Consider the following 15,750-nt stretch of genomic DNA (forward strand, 5'->3'; position numbering starts at 1 on the left):
CTTGACCACCGCTTTCAAGCTCAAACAAACATTCATCGGCGCAGCGCATGCGTATTTCGATGCGCGCTCGAAACTCGAACAGGCCGAACGCATCCTCGACGCGACAAAGCAGGCATGGATGGACGAACTGGGTCGGCTCGCACGCCTGCGTGACGGCCGTCCGCGCCGTGACGCGATCGCCAGGCGGCTGCGCCATCTACGTGCGCAGCGAAGAAAGAGCCGAGCAGCGGGGACCGGCAACATGGCCGCCACGTCAGTTAGCCAACTAGCGCGAAAACCCGATCCAGAAGGAAGACCGGGAAGCACCTCCTGTTTCGGGCTACCGCACAATCGTCCTGAAAAAAGTAAAGGGTCGCGCGCCCTTAAATCGGAAGTAACAGGAGTAACAGGAGTAACACCCATTGAATCAATGACCTGCATCGATTCAGTGGGAGTAACACAGGAGTAACAGAGGAGTAACAGCAAGCCGTAACTCACCTGCCTGTTACTCCTGTTACTCCAGTGCTACTGCAGGAGTAACACGGCAAGCACTTGATTTTTAAGGATGTTACTGCTGTTACTCCAGTTACTCCTCAAAAAACCAGAAATGAAGTCGCGCTTCGTGACTACTTCGTTCTTCTGGAACGCATCAACCGCCGCGCCGTGAACCCGGAGGCATTCAATCGTGGCTGTCTGAATGGGAAAAACGACGTGGCATGAAACACCATGAGACTCAGTAGTGCTTATTGAATATCACTGAAACGAAGTGGAGAGGTAGCAAATGAAAACCCATGCGTCAACTCAAACGCAACCGGCTGGCGAACTGGCTGCGGCACAGCAGGAAATCGTCATCTTGCGACTGCAGGAGCGGAAGGTTCGCGCGACGCTTCGCGAACTGGTCGAACGCCTGCCGTCAGAGCAGAAAACGCTTTATGCCCGCCTGATGATCCGGGCGGGCCTGTCCGGGTGGCTCAGCGTCCGCTGACCGCTCTTTACCACTACCCATGGAGAACAACATGACAACCGTCATCACCCTCAAACATGCACTCGCTGTCGCTGAGGATGAATACACCGCCGCGAGTGCAAAGCTGGAAGCCGCACAGCGCGCTTACAACATCGAACATCACCGGCTGCACGGCCGCGTGCCCTATGCGCAGGCCGGATTGCAATCCACGGACACCGATCGCGAGGTCAAGACCGATTGCTAACGCAACGGCAACAAACGAAGCACCGGAGCGGGCCACTCCACAAACAGAACGACTTTCAGAAAGGAAAAACAAACATGTCGGATATCAAGCAAAAACTCAACGATGCAAACTCGACCTTTGCACACACAGTCGAAGCGCTGCAACACGCTCGGCGCGGCTACGAAACGGACGCGGGCCGAACGCTCGCTGAAACGACGACGAACTGCGCCACGCTACGCAGGCAGATTGGTGAGCAGACACAGGCGGCCGAAGATGCCAGAAACGCATTGAAAACGGCGCTGCGTGTCTCGAACGCGGCAGTAACGTCCGAATCGAAAGCCGCGCTGGCAGCCCGGCGTAACGCCGACGATCTGCTGGACCAATACAGTGAAATGCTTGTCGAGGCCGATTTCCAACTGCTCGAGGCCACTGTTTCGGCAAATGACGCTGCAGCAAAGTACGAACACGCCTACCGCGAAGCCAAAACCGCACAGGCGGCGGCCATCGCCTATACGGCCCTCGATCAATGCGGCGAGGTCATCGCCCGGGCCATCGCTGCAGGCGGCCGCGAAATCATTAAGGAGGAACTCAACCGGCTAGTCGAGATGTTCGAGTCAGCAGACGCGCAAGAGGAAAGTAACCAACTCGCTCCGCCCGATCTGGGAGCCCTTGCTAGTAGCGACCGCCTTGGCCCGGTCGTCAAGTGGCAAATCCGGGAGGTAATGCAAGGCAAGATCGACGCATCAAATCTGCCTGTTACCCCGACGCTCGGGACGTTTACCGAAGGACTGACGCACGCCTTGGCAACGGTGCGTGAGCGCATGAGCAGCGTGGTTCGAGCGTAGGTCGGCCTCACAGGATCGCCGCCTAGTCTTCCGGCGACCTGAATCCAGCCCTACCCCGTCATTACCTGCCCGCTTCTGCTGATGTGGACCTCATCGCGAGGCGGGCAACACCTGGAGTGTCATGCGAATTTCTATCACCTGCCCCATCTGCGCCGCGGGAGCCCGCGCCCGAACGAGCCGCAAACTGTCCGATACGCTGCGGGAAATCCGATATCGTTGCGAAAACGACGACTGCGGGCATATCTACATCGCGCATCTTGAGGTGGTGTATACCGTCGTACCTTCTGCCCTAGAGAATCCTGCCGTCCAGATTCCCCTGTCACCGCACCACCAGGCGAACCGTGCGCAAAAGGGATAAGCAGGACGTCGGCTTGCAATGAATCGGGCTACAGGAAACGAAGGTGTCGGTACTTTTGACGGTACCTCTCATGGAGCTAACCTCCCGACCCTTTATTGAAGGGCCTCGGCGGGAGTATTCGATTCCCGCCGCCCCACCAGAACACCGTTTCAAGCTTGACTCAAAGCCCGCAATCAGCCTGCTGTTTGCGGGCTTTTTGTTGGCCGCGGATAAAACAGAAGGCCCGCTCATTGAGCGGGCCTTTTCGCTGGCGGGCAGCAAAGCCACGCGAACCCGGGGGAATAAACAACTCGGCGAATCGTTTATTTCCCACGCACGCCCGTACACCGCATCCCACACGCGCCCAACGTCCAAATCAGGAGCCAACATCATGCGCAAGACTCTCTGCTGCCTCTCCACGCTGACACTCCTCGCCCTGCAACAGACCGCTTTTGCCGAAGCGCCGAAGATCGTCGACGGCCGCTTCGTCAACGCGGACGGCATGACGCTCTATACCTTCGACAAAGACACGACACCTGGCACCAGCGCCTGCACCGGCGGCTGCATGAGCAACTGGCCGGCGGCCATGGCGAGCCCGTCGGACAAACCGTCGGGCGACTGGAACCTGATCCCTTCGGCGGACGGCAAACAGCAATGGGCCTACAAAGGTCATCCGCTGTATCGCTACGCGGCAGACAAGCAGGCGGGCGACATGAAAGGCGACGGCTTCAAGGACATGTGGCACACAGCGAAGCCTTAATCCATCGACGCCGCTAAATGACGAAACCAGCGACGCAACGCGCCAACAAGACACCTGAAACGAAAACGCCGGCAGCATGCCGGCGTCTCAACTCAACACAAGAGCAGAACCCAAAAACGAACCACGCAAACAAAAAAACTAGCTCGCGTGCTTATTCGTCTTTAGGACACTGCAAATTACACCCGTTCGGATCGCCGTTGTCGCCGCGCTTGCGCATGGCTGACTTTTTGTTGGACTGGTATTTGTCCGAGGGCGCCGACGCCGCGAACGGCATCTGCGGATGTTCGGCAAGACGGAACTGATCTTGCAGGATACCGCCCGGCACACCCGGCGAATTCTGGGCGAAGGCAACCGACGTGGTAGCGAGGAGCACACTAGCCGTCGCTGCTGCAGCACATGCGTGAAGAAGAACTTTCATATCGATCCAGCGCGGCACAGCGCGCGGTTATGGCGTAAGCGGAAGGTTAGAGATTATCCCAAACAAACGCCCCTCGCAGCGGGGCCGGCACCAATTTGTTTACAGTTGCTTACAGCGCGGTTGGGCCAAGGCCGGCATCGAGATCGAGTAGCTTGCCGCAGTCGCGCGGATCGTAGCCTTCGAGCTGGTCGACGTTGTGCCGAAACGCGGCGCCGCGCAGCAGGCCGATCACGGTCGCAAGCGGCGTGCGCTCCAGCCGGGCGCGGTCGCAAGCGAAGTAATAGTCTTCGTCGACGATCGGAATGAAGTCGAGCCCGAAGTGATGGGCCGCCGGCTCGACGCCGAAACCCACGTCCGCCATGCCGCTTGCCACGAACGCCGCGATCGCCGAATGCGTGAGTTCCGCCGAAGCATAGCCGTTGACCCGGTCCGGATCGACTCCGACTTTGCGTAGCGCGAGGTCGAGCAACATGCGCGTGCCGGAACCGGGCTGACGATTGACGAAGCGAATGTCGTCGCGCGCGAGATCGCTCAAGCCGCCGATTCCCTTCGGATTTCCCTTGCCGAGAAAGAGGCCCTGCTTGCGCTTCGTCAGGTGTACCAGCACGTGACGCTGCGGATCGAGCCAGCGCCGATACGTGTTGGCACATGCCGCGCGAAATTCGCCCAACGGTAAGTGGAAGCCGGCCAGATCGCATTCGCCACGGGCGAGCGCGCTAACCGCATCCGCGCTGTCGCGGTATTTGATGTCGACCGGCAGATCATTCGCGACCAATGCCGTCACCAGGGCCGCGACGGCGTAACCGTGCGACGCGTAGATCCGCACGTCGTCGGCGGGTGGCACGAGCCAGCGGTTCAGATCGCTGGCGACTTCGCTCGCGAGCGCCTGCATGTTGCCGTCGAGCCGCTCGCCGCACAGACGCTGCGCGCGCAACACGGCCTGCCCGAGTTCGGACAGCACCGAGCCGCGCCCCCGTTCCTTCGCGATCAGCGGGCCACCCAAACGCTCCTCGATGCTGCGCAACAAACCCCACGCGTGACGGTAGGACAAACCCTTAAGCGTCGCTGCCTGCGCGATGCTGCCGGACTCGTCCACCAGCGCGAGCAGCGGCACCACGTCCGACAGGCTGGCCTCGCGGCCATCCGGGCTCTTCACGACCAGCTGCGCCTGACACTCGATCCTGATCATATATGCTCAACTCTTTCCTATTGCACGAGGCTTACGACCCGCCTATTGTTCCGCTATCCCATATCGAATAAACAAAGCATAAGTGCACACATTATGAATGACAAGTGCATATATGACTTTGGAGGAGCCCCCACTTGGACGATTCCATCGCCGTCGCGCCGGAGCAGCTCGTGCAGCGTCACGCGCAGCCGGGCATGTCGCTGCTGGCGGTACTGCACGCCATTCAGGACGAACTCGGCTATGTGCCCCCCGACACAGTCGCGCCTCTCGCGCGTGCCATGAACCTGTCGCGCGCGGAAGTGCACGGCGTCATCACCTACTACCACCATTTCCGCACGCAACCCGCGGCCCCCGTCACGGTGCAACTGTGCCGCGCCGAGGCATGCCGCAGCATGGGCACGGAGGCGCTCGCACAGCATATCGAGGCGCACACCGGCTGTCGTTTTGATGCGGAGTACGCGCACGGCGCCACGGTCGAGCTGGAATCGGTGTATTGCCTCGGCCAATGCGCCCTGTCGCCGGCGCTGATACTCAACGGCACCTTGCACGCCAAGGTCACGCCGCAAAAGTTCGACGCGGTGTTCGCTGCCGCCAGCAAGTGCGTGGAGGTCGCGGCATGACCCGTATCTATGTTCCCTGTGATTCCTCAGCATTGGCACTTGGCGCGGATGCGCTGGCTCAAGCGATCGAAGCTGAAGCCACACGCCGCGGCATCGCAATCCAACTGGTTCGCAACGGTTCGCGCGGCTTGCTATGGCTCGAACCGCTCGTCGAGGTTGCGACGGCCGAAGGCCGCGTCGGCTATGCGAATGTCGAAGCGAGCGACGTTGCAGCGCTATTCGACGCTGGTTTTATCGAAGGCGGCGACCACGCCAGCCGCGTCGGACTGGTTGATGAAATACCTTATCTGAAGAAGCAGCAGCGTCTGACCTTCGCGCGCATCGGCATCACCGATCCGCTTTCCATCGACGACTACGTCGCGCACGGCGGCCTCGAAGGTCTCAAGCAAGCCTTGAACACCGACGGCGATGCCGCCTGTGAAGCGCTGATCGAATCCGGCCTGCGCGGCCGCGGCGGCGCGGCCTTCCCCGCCGGCATCAAATGGCGCACGGTGCGCGGCGCCAAAGCGACGCAAAAATACATCGTCTGCAATGCGGACGAAGGCGACTCCGGCACCTTCTCCGACCGCCTGGTGATGGAAAGCGACCCGTACGTGCTGATCGAAGGGATGATCATTGCGGGCGTCGTGACCGGCGCGACAGTCGGCTACATCTACGTACGCAGCGAATATCCGCACTCGATCGCGACGCTCGAAGCCGCGATCGCCAAGGCACGCGCCGCCGACTGGCTCGGCGACAGCGTGCTCGGCTCGGCGGCGCATCGCTTCGAACTGTTCGTGGCGAAAGGCGCGGGGGCTTATGTGTGTGGCGAGGAAACCGCGCTGCTCGAATCGCTCGAAGGCAAACGCGGCATCGTACGAGCCAAGCCGCCCGTGCCGGCGCTAGTCGGCCTCCATGGCCAGCCGACTGTGATCAACAACGTGATCACGCTCGCAACGGTGCCGATCATCTTCGCGCGCGGCGCGGCGTTCTATAAAGACTTCGGCATGGGCCGCTCGCGCGGCACGCTGCCGTTCCAGCTCGCCGGCAACGTGAAGCAAGGCGGCCTGGTCGAACTGGCGTTCGGTGTCACGCTGCGTGAACTGCTGGTCGACTACGGCGGCGGCACGGCGAGCGGACGCCCGGCACGCGCGGTGCAAGTCGGCGGCCCGCTCGGCACGTATTTGCCGGAAAGTCAGTGGGATATTCCCATGGACTACGAAGCGTACGCGGCAGTCGGCGCGGTGGTCGGCCACGGCGGCATCGTCGTGCATGACGACACCTCGAATCTCGCCGAACTCGCGCAGTACGCGATGCACTTCTGCGCGCTGGAATCGTGCGGTAAATGCACACCGTGCCGGATCGGCTCGACGCGCGGCGTCGAAGTGATCGCAAGGATCCGCAATGGCGATACGTCCACGCGGCAAGTGCAGTTGCTGCGCGACCTGTGCGACACGATGGTGTCCGGTTCGCTCTGCGCGATGGGCGGCATGACGCCGTTCCCGGTGCTGTCCGCGCTCGATCATTTCCCCGAAGACTTCGGTCTCGATAACGTGCACGACCACGCGCCCAAAGCGGCTGCGGCCTGATTCAGGAGCCTCATATGTCCGATGTGCTCAACTCTCCCGCCGGCGCCCCGCAGGAAGTCCCCGTGGGTGGCGGCTGCGGCTCTGGCAACTGCGCCTGCAAATCGCAGGCGCAACAGCGCGCCGCGCGCTCGCCGTTTGACGATACCGATTACGGCACGCCGCTGCGTCACGCCGATGTCGACATCACGCTGGAAATCGACGGTCAGGCGGTGACCGTGCCGGCGGGCACGTCCGTCATGCGTGCCGCCGCCGAGGCCGGCGTCAACGTGCCGAAACTCTGCGCGACCGATTCGCTCGAACCGTTCGGCTCATGCCGTTTATGCCTGGTCGAAATCGAGGGTAAGCGCGGCTATCCGGCTTCGTGCACGACGCCTGTCGAAGCCGGCATGAAGGTCCGCACGCAAACCGATCGTCTGCAGTCGCTGCGCCGTAACGTGATGGAGTTGTACATCTCCGATCACCCGCTCGACTGCCTGACCTGCCCCGCCAACGGCGACTGCGAATTGCAGGACATGGCAGGTGTCACTGGGTTGCGCGAAGTGCGTTACGGCTTCGATGGCGCGAACCATCTGAAGGACAAGAAGGACGAATCGAATCCGTACTTCACGTACGACCCGTCGAAGTGCATCGTCTGCAATCGTTGCGTACGCGCGTGTGAAGAAACTCAAGGCACGTTTGCGCTGACGATCACCGGACGCGGTTTCGAATCGCGCGTCGCGGCAAGCGAAAACAAACCGTTCATGGAATCGGAATGCGTGTCGTGCGGCGCGTGCGTCGCCGCGTGCCCGACCGCGACCTTGCAGGAGAAGACTGTCATCATGCTCGGTCAGGCCGAGCATTCGGTGGTCACGACGTGCGCCTACTGCGGTGTCGGCTGCTCGTTCAAGGCAGAGATGAAGGGCAACGAGGTCGTGCGGATGGTGCCGCACAAGAACGGTCAGGCCAACGAAGGGCACGCCTGTGTGAAGGGCCGCTTCGCATGGGGTTACGCAACCCACAAGGACCGCATCACCAAGCCGATGATCCGCGCGAAGATCACCGATCCGTGGCGCGAAGTCAGTTGGGAAGAGGCGCTCACTTACGCGGCATCGGAATTCCGCCGGATTCAGGCGAAGCACGGCCGCGATTCGATTGGCGGCATTACCTCGTCGCGTTGTACGAACGAAGAAACGTATCTGGTGCAAAAGCTCGTGCGCGCCGCGTTCGGCAACAATAACGTCGACACCTGCGCGCGCGTGTGTCATTCGCCGACCGGCTATGGCCTGAAGGCGACGCTCGGCGAATCCGCCGGCACGCAAACCTTCGCCTCGGTCGACAAAGCCGACGTGATCATGGTGATCGGCGCGAATCCGACCGACGGCCATCCGGTGTTCGGCTCGCGCCTGAAGCGCCGCGTACGCGAAGGCGCGAAGCTGATTGTGGTCGACCCGCGCCGCATCGATATCGTCGATACGCCGCACGTGAAGGCATCGCATCATTTGCAATTGCGTCCGGGCACCAACGTCGCGGTGGTCAATGCCCTCGCGCATGTGATCGTGACCGAAGGGCTGCTAAACGAAGCGTTCGTCGCCGAGCGCTGCGAAACGCGCGCGTTCGAGCAGTGGCGCGATTTCGTCGCGTTGCCTGAGAACGCGCCGGAAGCAACCGAGGAACTCACCGGCGTGCCCGCCGCATCGATTCGCGAAGCGGCCCGCATCTATGCCACCGGCGGCAATGCGGCGATCTATTACGGCCTCGGCGTCACCGAACACGCGCAAGGCTCGACGATGGTGATGGGCATCGCGAATCTGGCGATGGCGACCGGCAATATCGGCCGCGAAGGTGTCGGCGTGAACCCGCTACGCGGTCAGAACAACGTGCAGGGTTCGTGCGACATGGGCTCATTCCCGCACGAACTGCCGGGCTATCGACACATCGGCGATTCGATCACGCGCGCGCTGTTCGAAGAAGCCTGGAACGTGACGCTGCAGCCCGAGCCGGGGCTGCGGATTCCGAACATGTTCGACGCCGCGGTGCACGGTACCTTCATGGGCCTGTACTGCCAGGGCGAAGATATCGTGCAGTCCGATCCGAACACGCATCACGTATCGGCGGCACTGTCGTCGATGGAATGCATCGTCGTGCAGGATATTTTCCTCAATGAAACCGCGAAGTACGCGCATGTGCTGCTGCCGGGTTCGTCGTTCCTCGAAAAGGACGGCACCTTCACGAACGCGGAGCGCCGCATCTCGCGCGTACGCAAGGTGATGCCGCCGGTGCCGGGTTACGCCGACTGGGAAGTCACGGTGTTGCTGTCACGCGCGCTCGGTTATGAAATGGGCTATACGCATCCGTCGCAGATCATGGATGAGATCGCGCGTCTCACGCCGACCTTCCACGGCGTGTCATACAAGAAACTCGACGAACTCGGCAGCATCCAGTGGCCGTGCAACGAGAACGCGCCCGACGGTACGCCGACCATGCACATCGACACCTTCGTGCGCGGCAAGGGCAAGTTCGTGATTACGAAGTTCATCGCCACGCCGGAAAAGGTCACACGCAAGTTCCCGCTGCTGCTGACAACGGGCCGTATCCTCTCGCAGTACAACGTCGGCGCGCAGACACGCCGCACCGAAAACTCGCGCTGGCATGACGAAGACCGTCTCGAGATCCATCCGCACGACGCGGAAGAACGAGGCATCAGGAATGACGATTGGGTGGGTATCGAATCGCGCGCGGGACAAACGGTGTTGCGCGCGAAAGTGACCGAGCGTATGCAGCCGGGCGTCGTCTACACGACGTTCCACTTCCCCGAATCGGGCGCGAACGTGATCACCACCGATAGCTCGGACTGGGCGACCAATTGTCCCGAGTACAAAGTGACTGCGGTGCAGGTGATGCCGGTCGAACAGCCGTCGCAATGGCAAAAAGATTATTCGCGCTTCAATACCGAGCAGCTCGATCTGCTGAAGCAGCGCGAATTGGCCAACGCAACGTCGGGTAAGTGAGGCAAGCCATGGACAATCAGAATCTGATCGACATGGCGAACCGGATCGGCGACTTTTTCGATTCGATGCCGGATCGCGAAGAAGCGCTCGACGGCATCGCCGATCATATCCGCCGCTTCTGGGAGCCGCGCATGCGGCGCGCGTTGCTGGCCACGCTCGATGAGCCGGATGCGAACGGCGTCGAGATGTCGGGCATCGTCAGGGAAGCGCTGGTCAAACATCGTAACGGGTTGACGCCGGCTGCACTTTCCACGGTATAGACGACGCCCGTCGCTTAGCGCCTGCCGTGCGCGAGACGGCCCATGTCACATGGGCCGTCTCACGCGGACGCTTTACGCGCCACTCAGACAGTCACTTCATCAGGCAAACCCACGGGCAGACTCGCCTCATAGCGCCGCCTGCTCCGGTATCACCCCACCCACGGCGAACCACGCTTCGCAATGCCGCAACAAGCCGTTCAGATCGGAACCGGTGCGACCGCGCGCGCAGATGTAGCCGTCCGGCCGCACCAGATAGAACGACGGCCGCGTGCGTCCGTAGGATTCGGAGAGCGCCGGAGCGCCCTCGCCGCTCGTATCGGTCACCCGCCAGATGCGTACCGCGCCCGGCAATAATCGTTCGACTTCGGCAGTCATTCGCGCCAGTTCCGGGTCCGGCGGCGGCGCGCGCTTCGCGGCGGGATCGAGCGGCGTGTCGTCGACGGGCGAGGGAGGAACCAGCAGGAACAGCGAGAAGAAAGCGGGATCGTGCAGATCGAAAATACACCCGACACCCGGCGCGCGACCAAGCGGCCCATCCACCACATGCACCAGCGCATCCGGGGCGCGCTCGCCGGCACGCGGACCGCCGTCGAGTACCCGCTCGAGGGTCAGCGAACTGCGCCGATACTGGATCGACAACTCGCTGATGGTCATCCGCGCCGCGTCGCGCAGCGGACCGAGCGCCGCCAGCACCGGCATCACGCGCTCGCGCAGCAGCTTCAGCGGTCCATGATCGGCTTCGGCCATATGCGTCATGAAGCCGGTTTGCCGCAGCACGTCGCGCTCGATGGGATGCCGTTCGTGATGATACGTATCGAGCAGGCGATCAGACGCCCCGCCTTGCAGGACGCGCGCCAGCTTCCAGCCGAGATTGAACGCTTCCTGAATGCCCGTGTTCATGCCCTGCGCGCCGGCCGGGCTGTGCACGTGAGCCGCATCCCCCGCGAGGAAAATGCGGCCAACACGCAGCCTGTCCACCATCCGGCTGTTCAGATGGAAATGCGACGACCACGCCAGATCCGAGACGTCGACGCGTTCCCGCACGCGCCTCGCGATCAACGCCTTGCATTCGGCAAGCGACGGCGGCGCAACCGGGTTGAGCGGCGCTTCACCGAGCACGGCGGGCGTGGCCGGCGCCTGGACCGTAGCCGGTTCGGCTGGATGATCCGCAATCAGACGATGACGGCCATGACCCATCGGAAACAGTGCGACGAGACCTTCGCCTGAAGCAAAGATGTGGAATTCGTCTTCGGGCCAATCGGTTTCGGCGTGCAGATCGGCAAGCAGGAACGTCTGCTCGAAGGTGTTGCCCTCAAAGCTCAAGCCGAGCCGGTGACGGATCGTGCTATGCGCGCCGTCTGCGGCGATCATGTATGACGGGCGGATCGTCTCCGTGTGACCATCCACGTGTCGCAAGCTCGCCTGCATGCTGGCGGAACCTTGCGAGAACATGGTCAGTTCGACGCCCCGCTCGACCGTGACGCCAAGCGTCGCGAGATGTTCCGTCAGCAAACGCTCGGTCACGGATTGATCGAGAAACAGCAGATACGGATAGCGGGTGTGCAGCGGATCGAAATCGAGGCGCGCGAGACGCATGCCATTGGAAAAAAGATTGGCGATGCGCGCGCGATGACCCAGTTCGAGAAACGGTTCGATCAGCCGGTGCTGTTCAAACAGTTCGAGCGTGCGCGCCTGAATGCCGATGGCCCGCGAGTACGGGTTCGGCTGCAACGCCTTGTCGACCAGACGCACGGGGATGTGGGCACGCGCCAGACTCAGCGCCGCGGCGAGCCCGGTCGGACCCGCGCCGACGATCAGCACCGGCGACGCATCATGTGCGGCAGCATCCATGCGGACCTCCTGAAACAACAGGACGTCCTAGTGTACGCCGCCGAAAATCCGCTTAACGGTGCGCTGCATCAATCGCGCGGATGACCCATCGCACAATGATGCTCCGTGGTGCCGAGATCGACTTGCAGCGTGGCGTGCTGCATCGAAAAACGCTCACGCAGCGCGATCACGATGCCGTCGATCGACTCGTCGCCGGGATGGCCTGCCGGCATCACCAGGTGGGCGCTGAGCGCATTGCCGGTGGTCGACAACGCCCATACATGCAGATCGTGCACGTCGGTGACACCCGGCTGTCCGGCGAGATAGTCGCGAATGGGCTGCAGATCGACGCCCGGCGGCACGGCGTCGAGCGCCATGCGCACCGAATCGCGCAGCAGGCCCCACGTGCCGTAGACCACCACCGCGACCACGAGCAGGCTCATCACCGGGTCGAGCCACGTCCAGTTGGTATAGAGAATCACGAGGCCGCTGATCGCGACCGCGGCGGAAATGCCGGCGTCGGCGGCCATATGCAGGAAAGCGCCGCGAATATTCAGGTCTTCTTTCTGGCCGCGCATGAAGAGCCACGCCGAGAAGCCGTTCACGATCACGCCGACCGTCGCGACGACGAACACCACCAGCCCCGCGACCGGTGCCGGGTTCATCAGGCGCCCGATCGCCTCGGCCACGATCACGCCGCACGCGAACAGCAATAGGCCCGCATTGGCGAGCGACGCGAGGATCGACGAACTGCCGTAGCCGAATGTATAGCGTGCCGACGGACGGCGCGTGGCGAGCCAGGCGGCGCCCCAGGCGAGCAACAGGCCGAGGACGTCGGAGAGATTGTGACCGGCGTCGGCGAGCAGCGCGGTGGAATGGGCGATCACGCCGTAGATGGCTTGAATCACCACGATCACCAGGTTCAATGCGACAGCGAGCGCGAAGGCACGGCCGTGGCCTGCGGCGGGTGCATGGGCGTGGCTGTGGCCGGCGTGGCTACCCTGGCTACCCTGGCTATGGGCACCGCGGCTGTCGGCGCCGTGGCTATGGCCAGCGTGGTTATCGTGACTGTGGTCGTCGTGGTCGTCGTGGTTGTGGTCGTCGTGGCTGTGCGCGCCTTCGGCGTCGTGGCTACGTGGATGGTCTGCACCGTGGTCCCGCGCGCCGTGCTCATGAGCATCGTCCGCAGCGGCACGCGCCGCACTGCCGCGATGCGCGTCCTGACCATCGGCCGCGCGCTCCTCGCCCTCGACCCGCGCGTCGTCGCCACCGATCCCGTCGGATTCTCCATCGAGCCACACCGGCGCGTGGTCATCCTCGCGTTCTTCAGCGGCCCGGTTCGGCGTGGTGGTTTTCTTCATGATGGATCCAGAGGAAATTCGCCAGCAGGCTCAGCCACATGCTCGAGCATCCCGGTCAGCATCGCGCTGATATGACGGTCGGCGGCGAGATAGAACACCTGCTTGCCCTGCCGCTCCGCGCGCACGATCCGCGCCGCGCGCAGCAGCCGCAGATGGTGGCTCACCAGCGACGGCGACAAGCCCAGCCCCTCAGCAATCGCGCCGACCGCGCGCCGCTCCTCGACGCACGCGAGCACGATGCGCAGGCGCGTCGGGTCGCCGAGCAGGCGAAACAGGTCGGCTAGCGGCCCGATCGTCTCCACCGGACGATCTTCGAAACGGACCGGCAACGTAGCGGAAGCCATGGCAGGCGTCATGATTGATGTACATATGAACAGGTATTCATATGTTATAGATATCAGGACAACAGGTCAAATCGGAGGGCGACCCGGCGAGTGTGGGAAAATGCGGCGTCCGCCCCACCCGAAATCCCATCCCTGCGTCATGCAACAAGTATTTGACCGCGCTTTCGCGGCGCATCGTGACGGCCGCCTCGACGACGCCGAACGCGGTTACCGCGCGACGCTCGACGGCAATCCCGTGCACGTCGATGCGTTGCACCTGCTGGGCGTTCTGCGCCACCAGCAGGGCCAGCACGCCGAAGCCGCCGAGCTCGTGCGGCGCGCGGTGAACCTGCGCCCGGAAGACGCCGCGCTGCAACTGAATCTCGGCAACGCGCTGAAAGCGCTCGGCCAGATCGACGACGCCATCGAACAGTTCCGCAATGCGCTCACGCTGGCGCCGTCTTTCCCGATGGCGCACTACAACCTGGGCAATGCGTACGCGTCGGTGGGCCGCCACGAAGACGCCGCCGACGCCTTCGAAAAATCATTGCGCCTGCAACCGAACGATGCCTCGTCGCATAACAATCTCGGCAACGCATTGCATGCGCTCGGCCGTCATCCGGAAGCGATCGCGTCGTTCCAGCGCGCGCTCGAACTGCGCCCGGGGCATGCTGGCGCGCTCAACAACATGGGCATGTCGCTGAACGCGCTCGAGCGCGCGGACGAGGCGATCCGGCACTTTCAGGCGGCGCTGGCAGCCGAACCGCGCTTCGTCGCCGCCCACTTCAATCTCGCCAATACGCTCGACGCCACCGGCCGCCACGGGGAAGCGGTCGCCTCTTTCCAGGCGGCGCTCGCCTTGCAGCCGAACCTGCCGCCCACCATCTTCGGGCTAGGCAATGCGCTTGCGTCGCTGGGACGCCATGCGCAGGCGTTGCCGTATCTCGAGCGCGCAGTCGGTCTCGATCCGCAATTCGCGCTCGCATGGCTGAGTCTCGGCACCGCCCATCAAGCGCTAGGCGCGCACGCCGCGGCCGTGCGGGCTTTCGATCAGGCGCTGCGCTTGCGCCCCGATCTCGCGTCCGCGCACATGAATCGCGCGCTGGCGTGGCTCGCATTGCGCGATTTCGCACGCGGGCTGCCGGAATACGAATGGCGGCTGCAAACCACCGCGCAGCCGGTCATTCAGACATTGCCGCGCTGGCACGGCGAGCCGATCGAACAACGCACGCTCCTCGTTCATGCCGAGCAGGGTTTCGGCGATACGTTGCAATTCGTGCGCTTCGTGCCGCTGGCCGCGCAGCGGGCGGCGCGCGTGGTGCTCGAAGTGCAGCCTCAACTGCTGCCGCTGTTAGCACCCGCCGCACACGCCTGGCGCGTGACGCTGATCGCCCAGGGCGCACCACGTCCAGCGGCGGATCTGCAATGCCCGCTGCTAAGCTTGCCGCTCGCGCTCGGCACCAGCTACGACACGATTCCCGCCCGCGCGCCTTACCTCAGCGCACCGCCGGCTTACGGTCGCAAATGGCGCGGCTCGCTCGGCGGCCACGCAAAGCGCAAAATCGGCATTGCGTGGTCAGGGCGTATCCAGCAAAACGAAACCCGTTCGATGCCGATCGCCGCGCTCGCGCCGCTATTCGCGCTCGAAGGCATCGACTGGATCGTGCTGCAACCTGAACTGAGCGCCGAGGAGCGCGCGGCGCTCGACACGCATCCGCGCGCGGCGTCGATTCATCGCCTGGACAAACGGATCGGCGATTTTGCGGATACCGCGGCGATCATCGAGCGGCTTGACGCGGTGGTGTCGATCGATACGTCGATCGCTCACCTCGCCGGCGCGCTAAAAAAGCCGCTGTGGCTGATGCTGCCGTTCGCGGCGGATTGGCGCTGGTTCGTCGGCGAGACGCGCAGCCCGTGGTATCCGGGCGCCACGCTGCTGCGCCAGCCGCAACCCGGCGCGTGGGGCGATGTGGTGGAGGCGGTGGCGAACGAATTGCGCCACGGCTAACTGAGCCTTACTTAGCGAAATCGGTTGCCGATGCGACGCCCAAGAAAAAACCCCGCGCTCCTGAGAGCGCGGGGTTTT

General features: G+C 63.1%; 16 protein-coding genes. 11 read left to right on the forward strand and 5 right to left on the reverse strand.

Going from position 1 to position 15,750, the window contains the following annotated elements:
* The first annotated feature begins 1 nt into the window (after window position 1).
* From PQR67_RS07395 to PQR67_RS07420, 6 genes are all read left to right on the forward strand, one after another.
* A complete protein-coding gene (locus PQR67_RS07395; protein WP_408456417.1) occupies window positions 2-448 on the forward strand; it encodes a hypothetical protein in 447 nt (148 codons plus the stop codon).
* Between the two features lie 312 nt (window positions 449-760).
* Window positions 761-964, forward strand: coding sequence for a hypothetical protein (locus PQR67_RS07400; RefSeq protein ID WP_408456419.1), 204 nt, complete (start codon window positions 761-763; stop codon window positions 962-964).
* A 31-nt stretch (window positions 965-995) separates the two neighbouring features.
* Complete coding sequence (locus PQR67_RS07405; protein ID WP_200660234.1) at window positions 996-1,187, forward strand: hypothetical protein; 192 nt, start codon at window positions 996-998, stop codon at window positions 1,185-1,187.
* A 74-nt stretch (window positions 1,188-1,261) separates the two neighbouring features.
* On the forward strand, window positions 1,262-2,011 hold the full coding sequence (locus PQR67_RS07410; RefSeq protein ID WP_408456422.1) for a hypothetical protein: 750 nt from the start codon (window positions 1,262-1,264) through the stop codon (window positions 2,009-2,011).
* A gap of 121 nt (window positions 2,012-2,132) precedes the next feature.
* Window positions 2,133-2,369: an Ogr/Delta-like zinc finger protein gene (locus PQR67_RS07415; protein ID WP_408456425.1), complete on the forward strand. Its 237-nt coding sequence runs from the start codon at window positions 2,133-2,135 to the stop codon at window positions 2,367-2,369.
* A 370-nt stretch (window positions 2,370-2,739) separates the two neighbouring features.
* Window positions 2,740-3,108 carry a COG4315 family predicted lipoprotein gene (locus PQR67_RS07420; RefSeq protein ID WP_408456562.1) on the forward strand — a complete coding sequence of 123 codons (369 nt, stop codon included), beginning with the start codon at window positions 2,740-2,742 and terminating at the stop codon, window positions 3,106-3,108.
* Window positions 3,109-3,259: 151 nt separating this feature from the next.
* On the opposite strand, the gene PQR67_RS07425 is transcribed toward PQR67_RS07420, so the two are convergent.
* Together PQR67_RS07425 and PQR67_RS07430 are read right to left on the reverse strand one after the other, a co-directional pair.
* Window positions 3,260-3,526, reverse strand: coding sequence for a hypothetical protein (locus PQR67_RS07425; RefSeq protein WP_408456427.1), 267 nt, complete (start codon window positions 3,524-3,526; stop codon window positions 3,260-3,262).
* Window positions 3,527-3,635: 109 nt separating this feature from the next.
* Entirely contained in the window at window positions 3,636-4,715 is a 1,080-nt protein-coding gene (locus PQR67_RS07430) for a substrate-binding domain-containing protein (protein ID WP_408456430.1), read from the reverse strand.
* Window positions 4,716-4,849: 134 nt separating this feature from the next.
* Between PQR67_RS07430 and PQR67_RS07435 the strand changes: the two genes are divergently transcribed.
* From PQR67_RS07435 to PQR67_RS07450, 4 genes are read left to right on the forward strand one after another with little or no spacing between them, the layout of a single operon-like run.
* Window positions 4,850-5,335, forward strand: a complete 486-nt coding sequence (locus PQR67_RS07435; protein ID WP_408456433.1) for an NAD(P)H-dependent oxidoreductase subunit E — start codon at window positions 4,850-4,852, stop codon at window positions 5,333-5,335.
* The gene (locus PQR67_RS07440; protein WP_408456436.1) at window positions 5,332-6,903 is read left to right on the forward strand and encodes a formate dehydrogenase beta subunit; all 1,572 of its coding nucleotides are present in this window, start codon (window positions 5,332-5,334) and stop codon (window positions 6,901-6,903) included. Before PQR67_RS07435 ends, PQR67_RS07440 begins: the two co-directional genes overlap by 4 nt.
* 14 nt (window positions 6,904-6,917) lie before the next feature.
* The gene (gene fdhF, locus PQR67_RS07445; protein WP_408456439.1) at window positions 6,918-9,890 is read left to right on the forward strand and encodes a formate dehydrogenase subunit alpha; all 2,973 of its coding nucleotides are present in this window, start codon (window positions 6,918-6,920) and stop codon (window positions 9,888-9,890) included.
* Window positions 9,891-9,898: 8 nt separating this feature from the next.
* A complete protein-coding gene (locus PQR67_RS07450; protein WP_408456442.1) occupies window positions 9,899-10,150 on the forward strand; it encodes a formate dehydrogenase subunit delta in 252 nt (83 codons plus the stop codon).
* Between the two features lie 126 nt (window positions 10,151-10,276).
* Here the strand turns inward: PQR67_RS07450 and PQR67_RS07455 are convergent, their stop codons facing one another.
* The 3 genes from PQR67_RS07455 to PQR67_RS07465 all read right to left on the reverse strand — a co-directional run bounded on the left by PQR67_RS07455 (window position 10,277) and on the right by PQR67_RS07465 (window position 13,685).
* The gene (locus PQR67_RS07455; RefSeq protein WP_408456445.1) at window positions 10,277-12,001 is read right to left on the reverse strand and encodes an FAD-dependent monooxygenase; all 1,725 of its coding nucleotides are present in this window, start codon (window positions 11,999-12,001) and stop codon (window positions 10,277-10,279) included.
* Between the two features lie 68 nt (window positions 12,002-12,069).
* Window positions 12,070-13,341 carry a cation diffusion facilitator family transporter gene (locus PQR67_RS07460; RefSeq protein WP_408456447.1) on the reverse strand — a complete coding sequence of 424 codons (1,272 nt, stop codon included), beginning with the start codon at window positions 13,339-13,341 and terminating at the stop codon, window positions 12,070-12,072.
* Window positions 13,338-13,685, reverse strand: a complete 348-nt coding sequence (locus PQR67_RS07465) for an ArsR/SmtB family transcription factor (RefSeq protein WP_408456450.1) — start codon at window positions 13,683-13,685, stop codon at window positions 13,338-13,340. Before PQR67_RS07465 ends, PQR67_RS07460 begins: the two co-directional genes overlap by 4 nt.
* Before the next feature lie 139 nt (window positions 13,686-13,824).
* Between PQR67_RS07465 and PQR67_RS07470 the strand changes: the two genes are divergently transcribed.
* Entirely contained in the window at window positions 13,825-15,672 is a 1,848-nt protein-coding gene (locus PQR67_RS07470; RefSeq protein WP_408456453.1) for a tetratricopeptide repeat protein, read from the forward strand.
* The last annotated feature ends 78 nt before the right edge of the window (window positions 15,673-15,750 follow it).

The organism is Paraburkholderia fungorum, from assembly GCF_046026025.1.
GTDB lineage: Bacteria > Pseudomonadota > Gammaproteobacteria > Burkholderiales > Burkholderiaceae > Paraburkholderia > Paraburkholderia fungorum_E.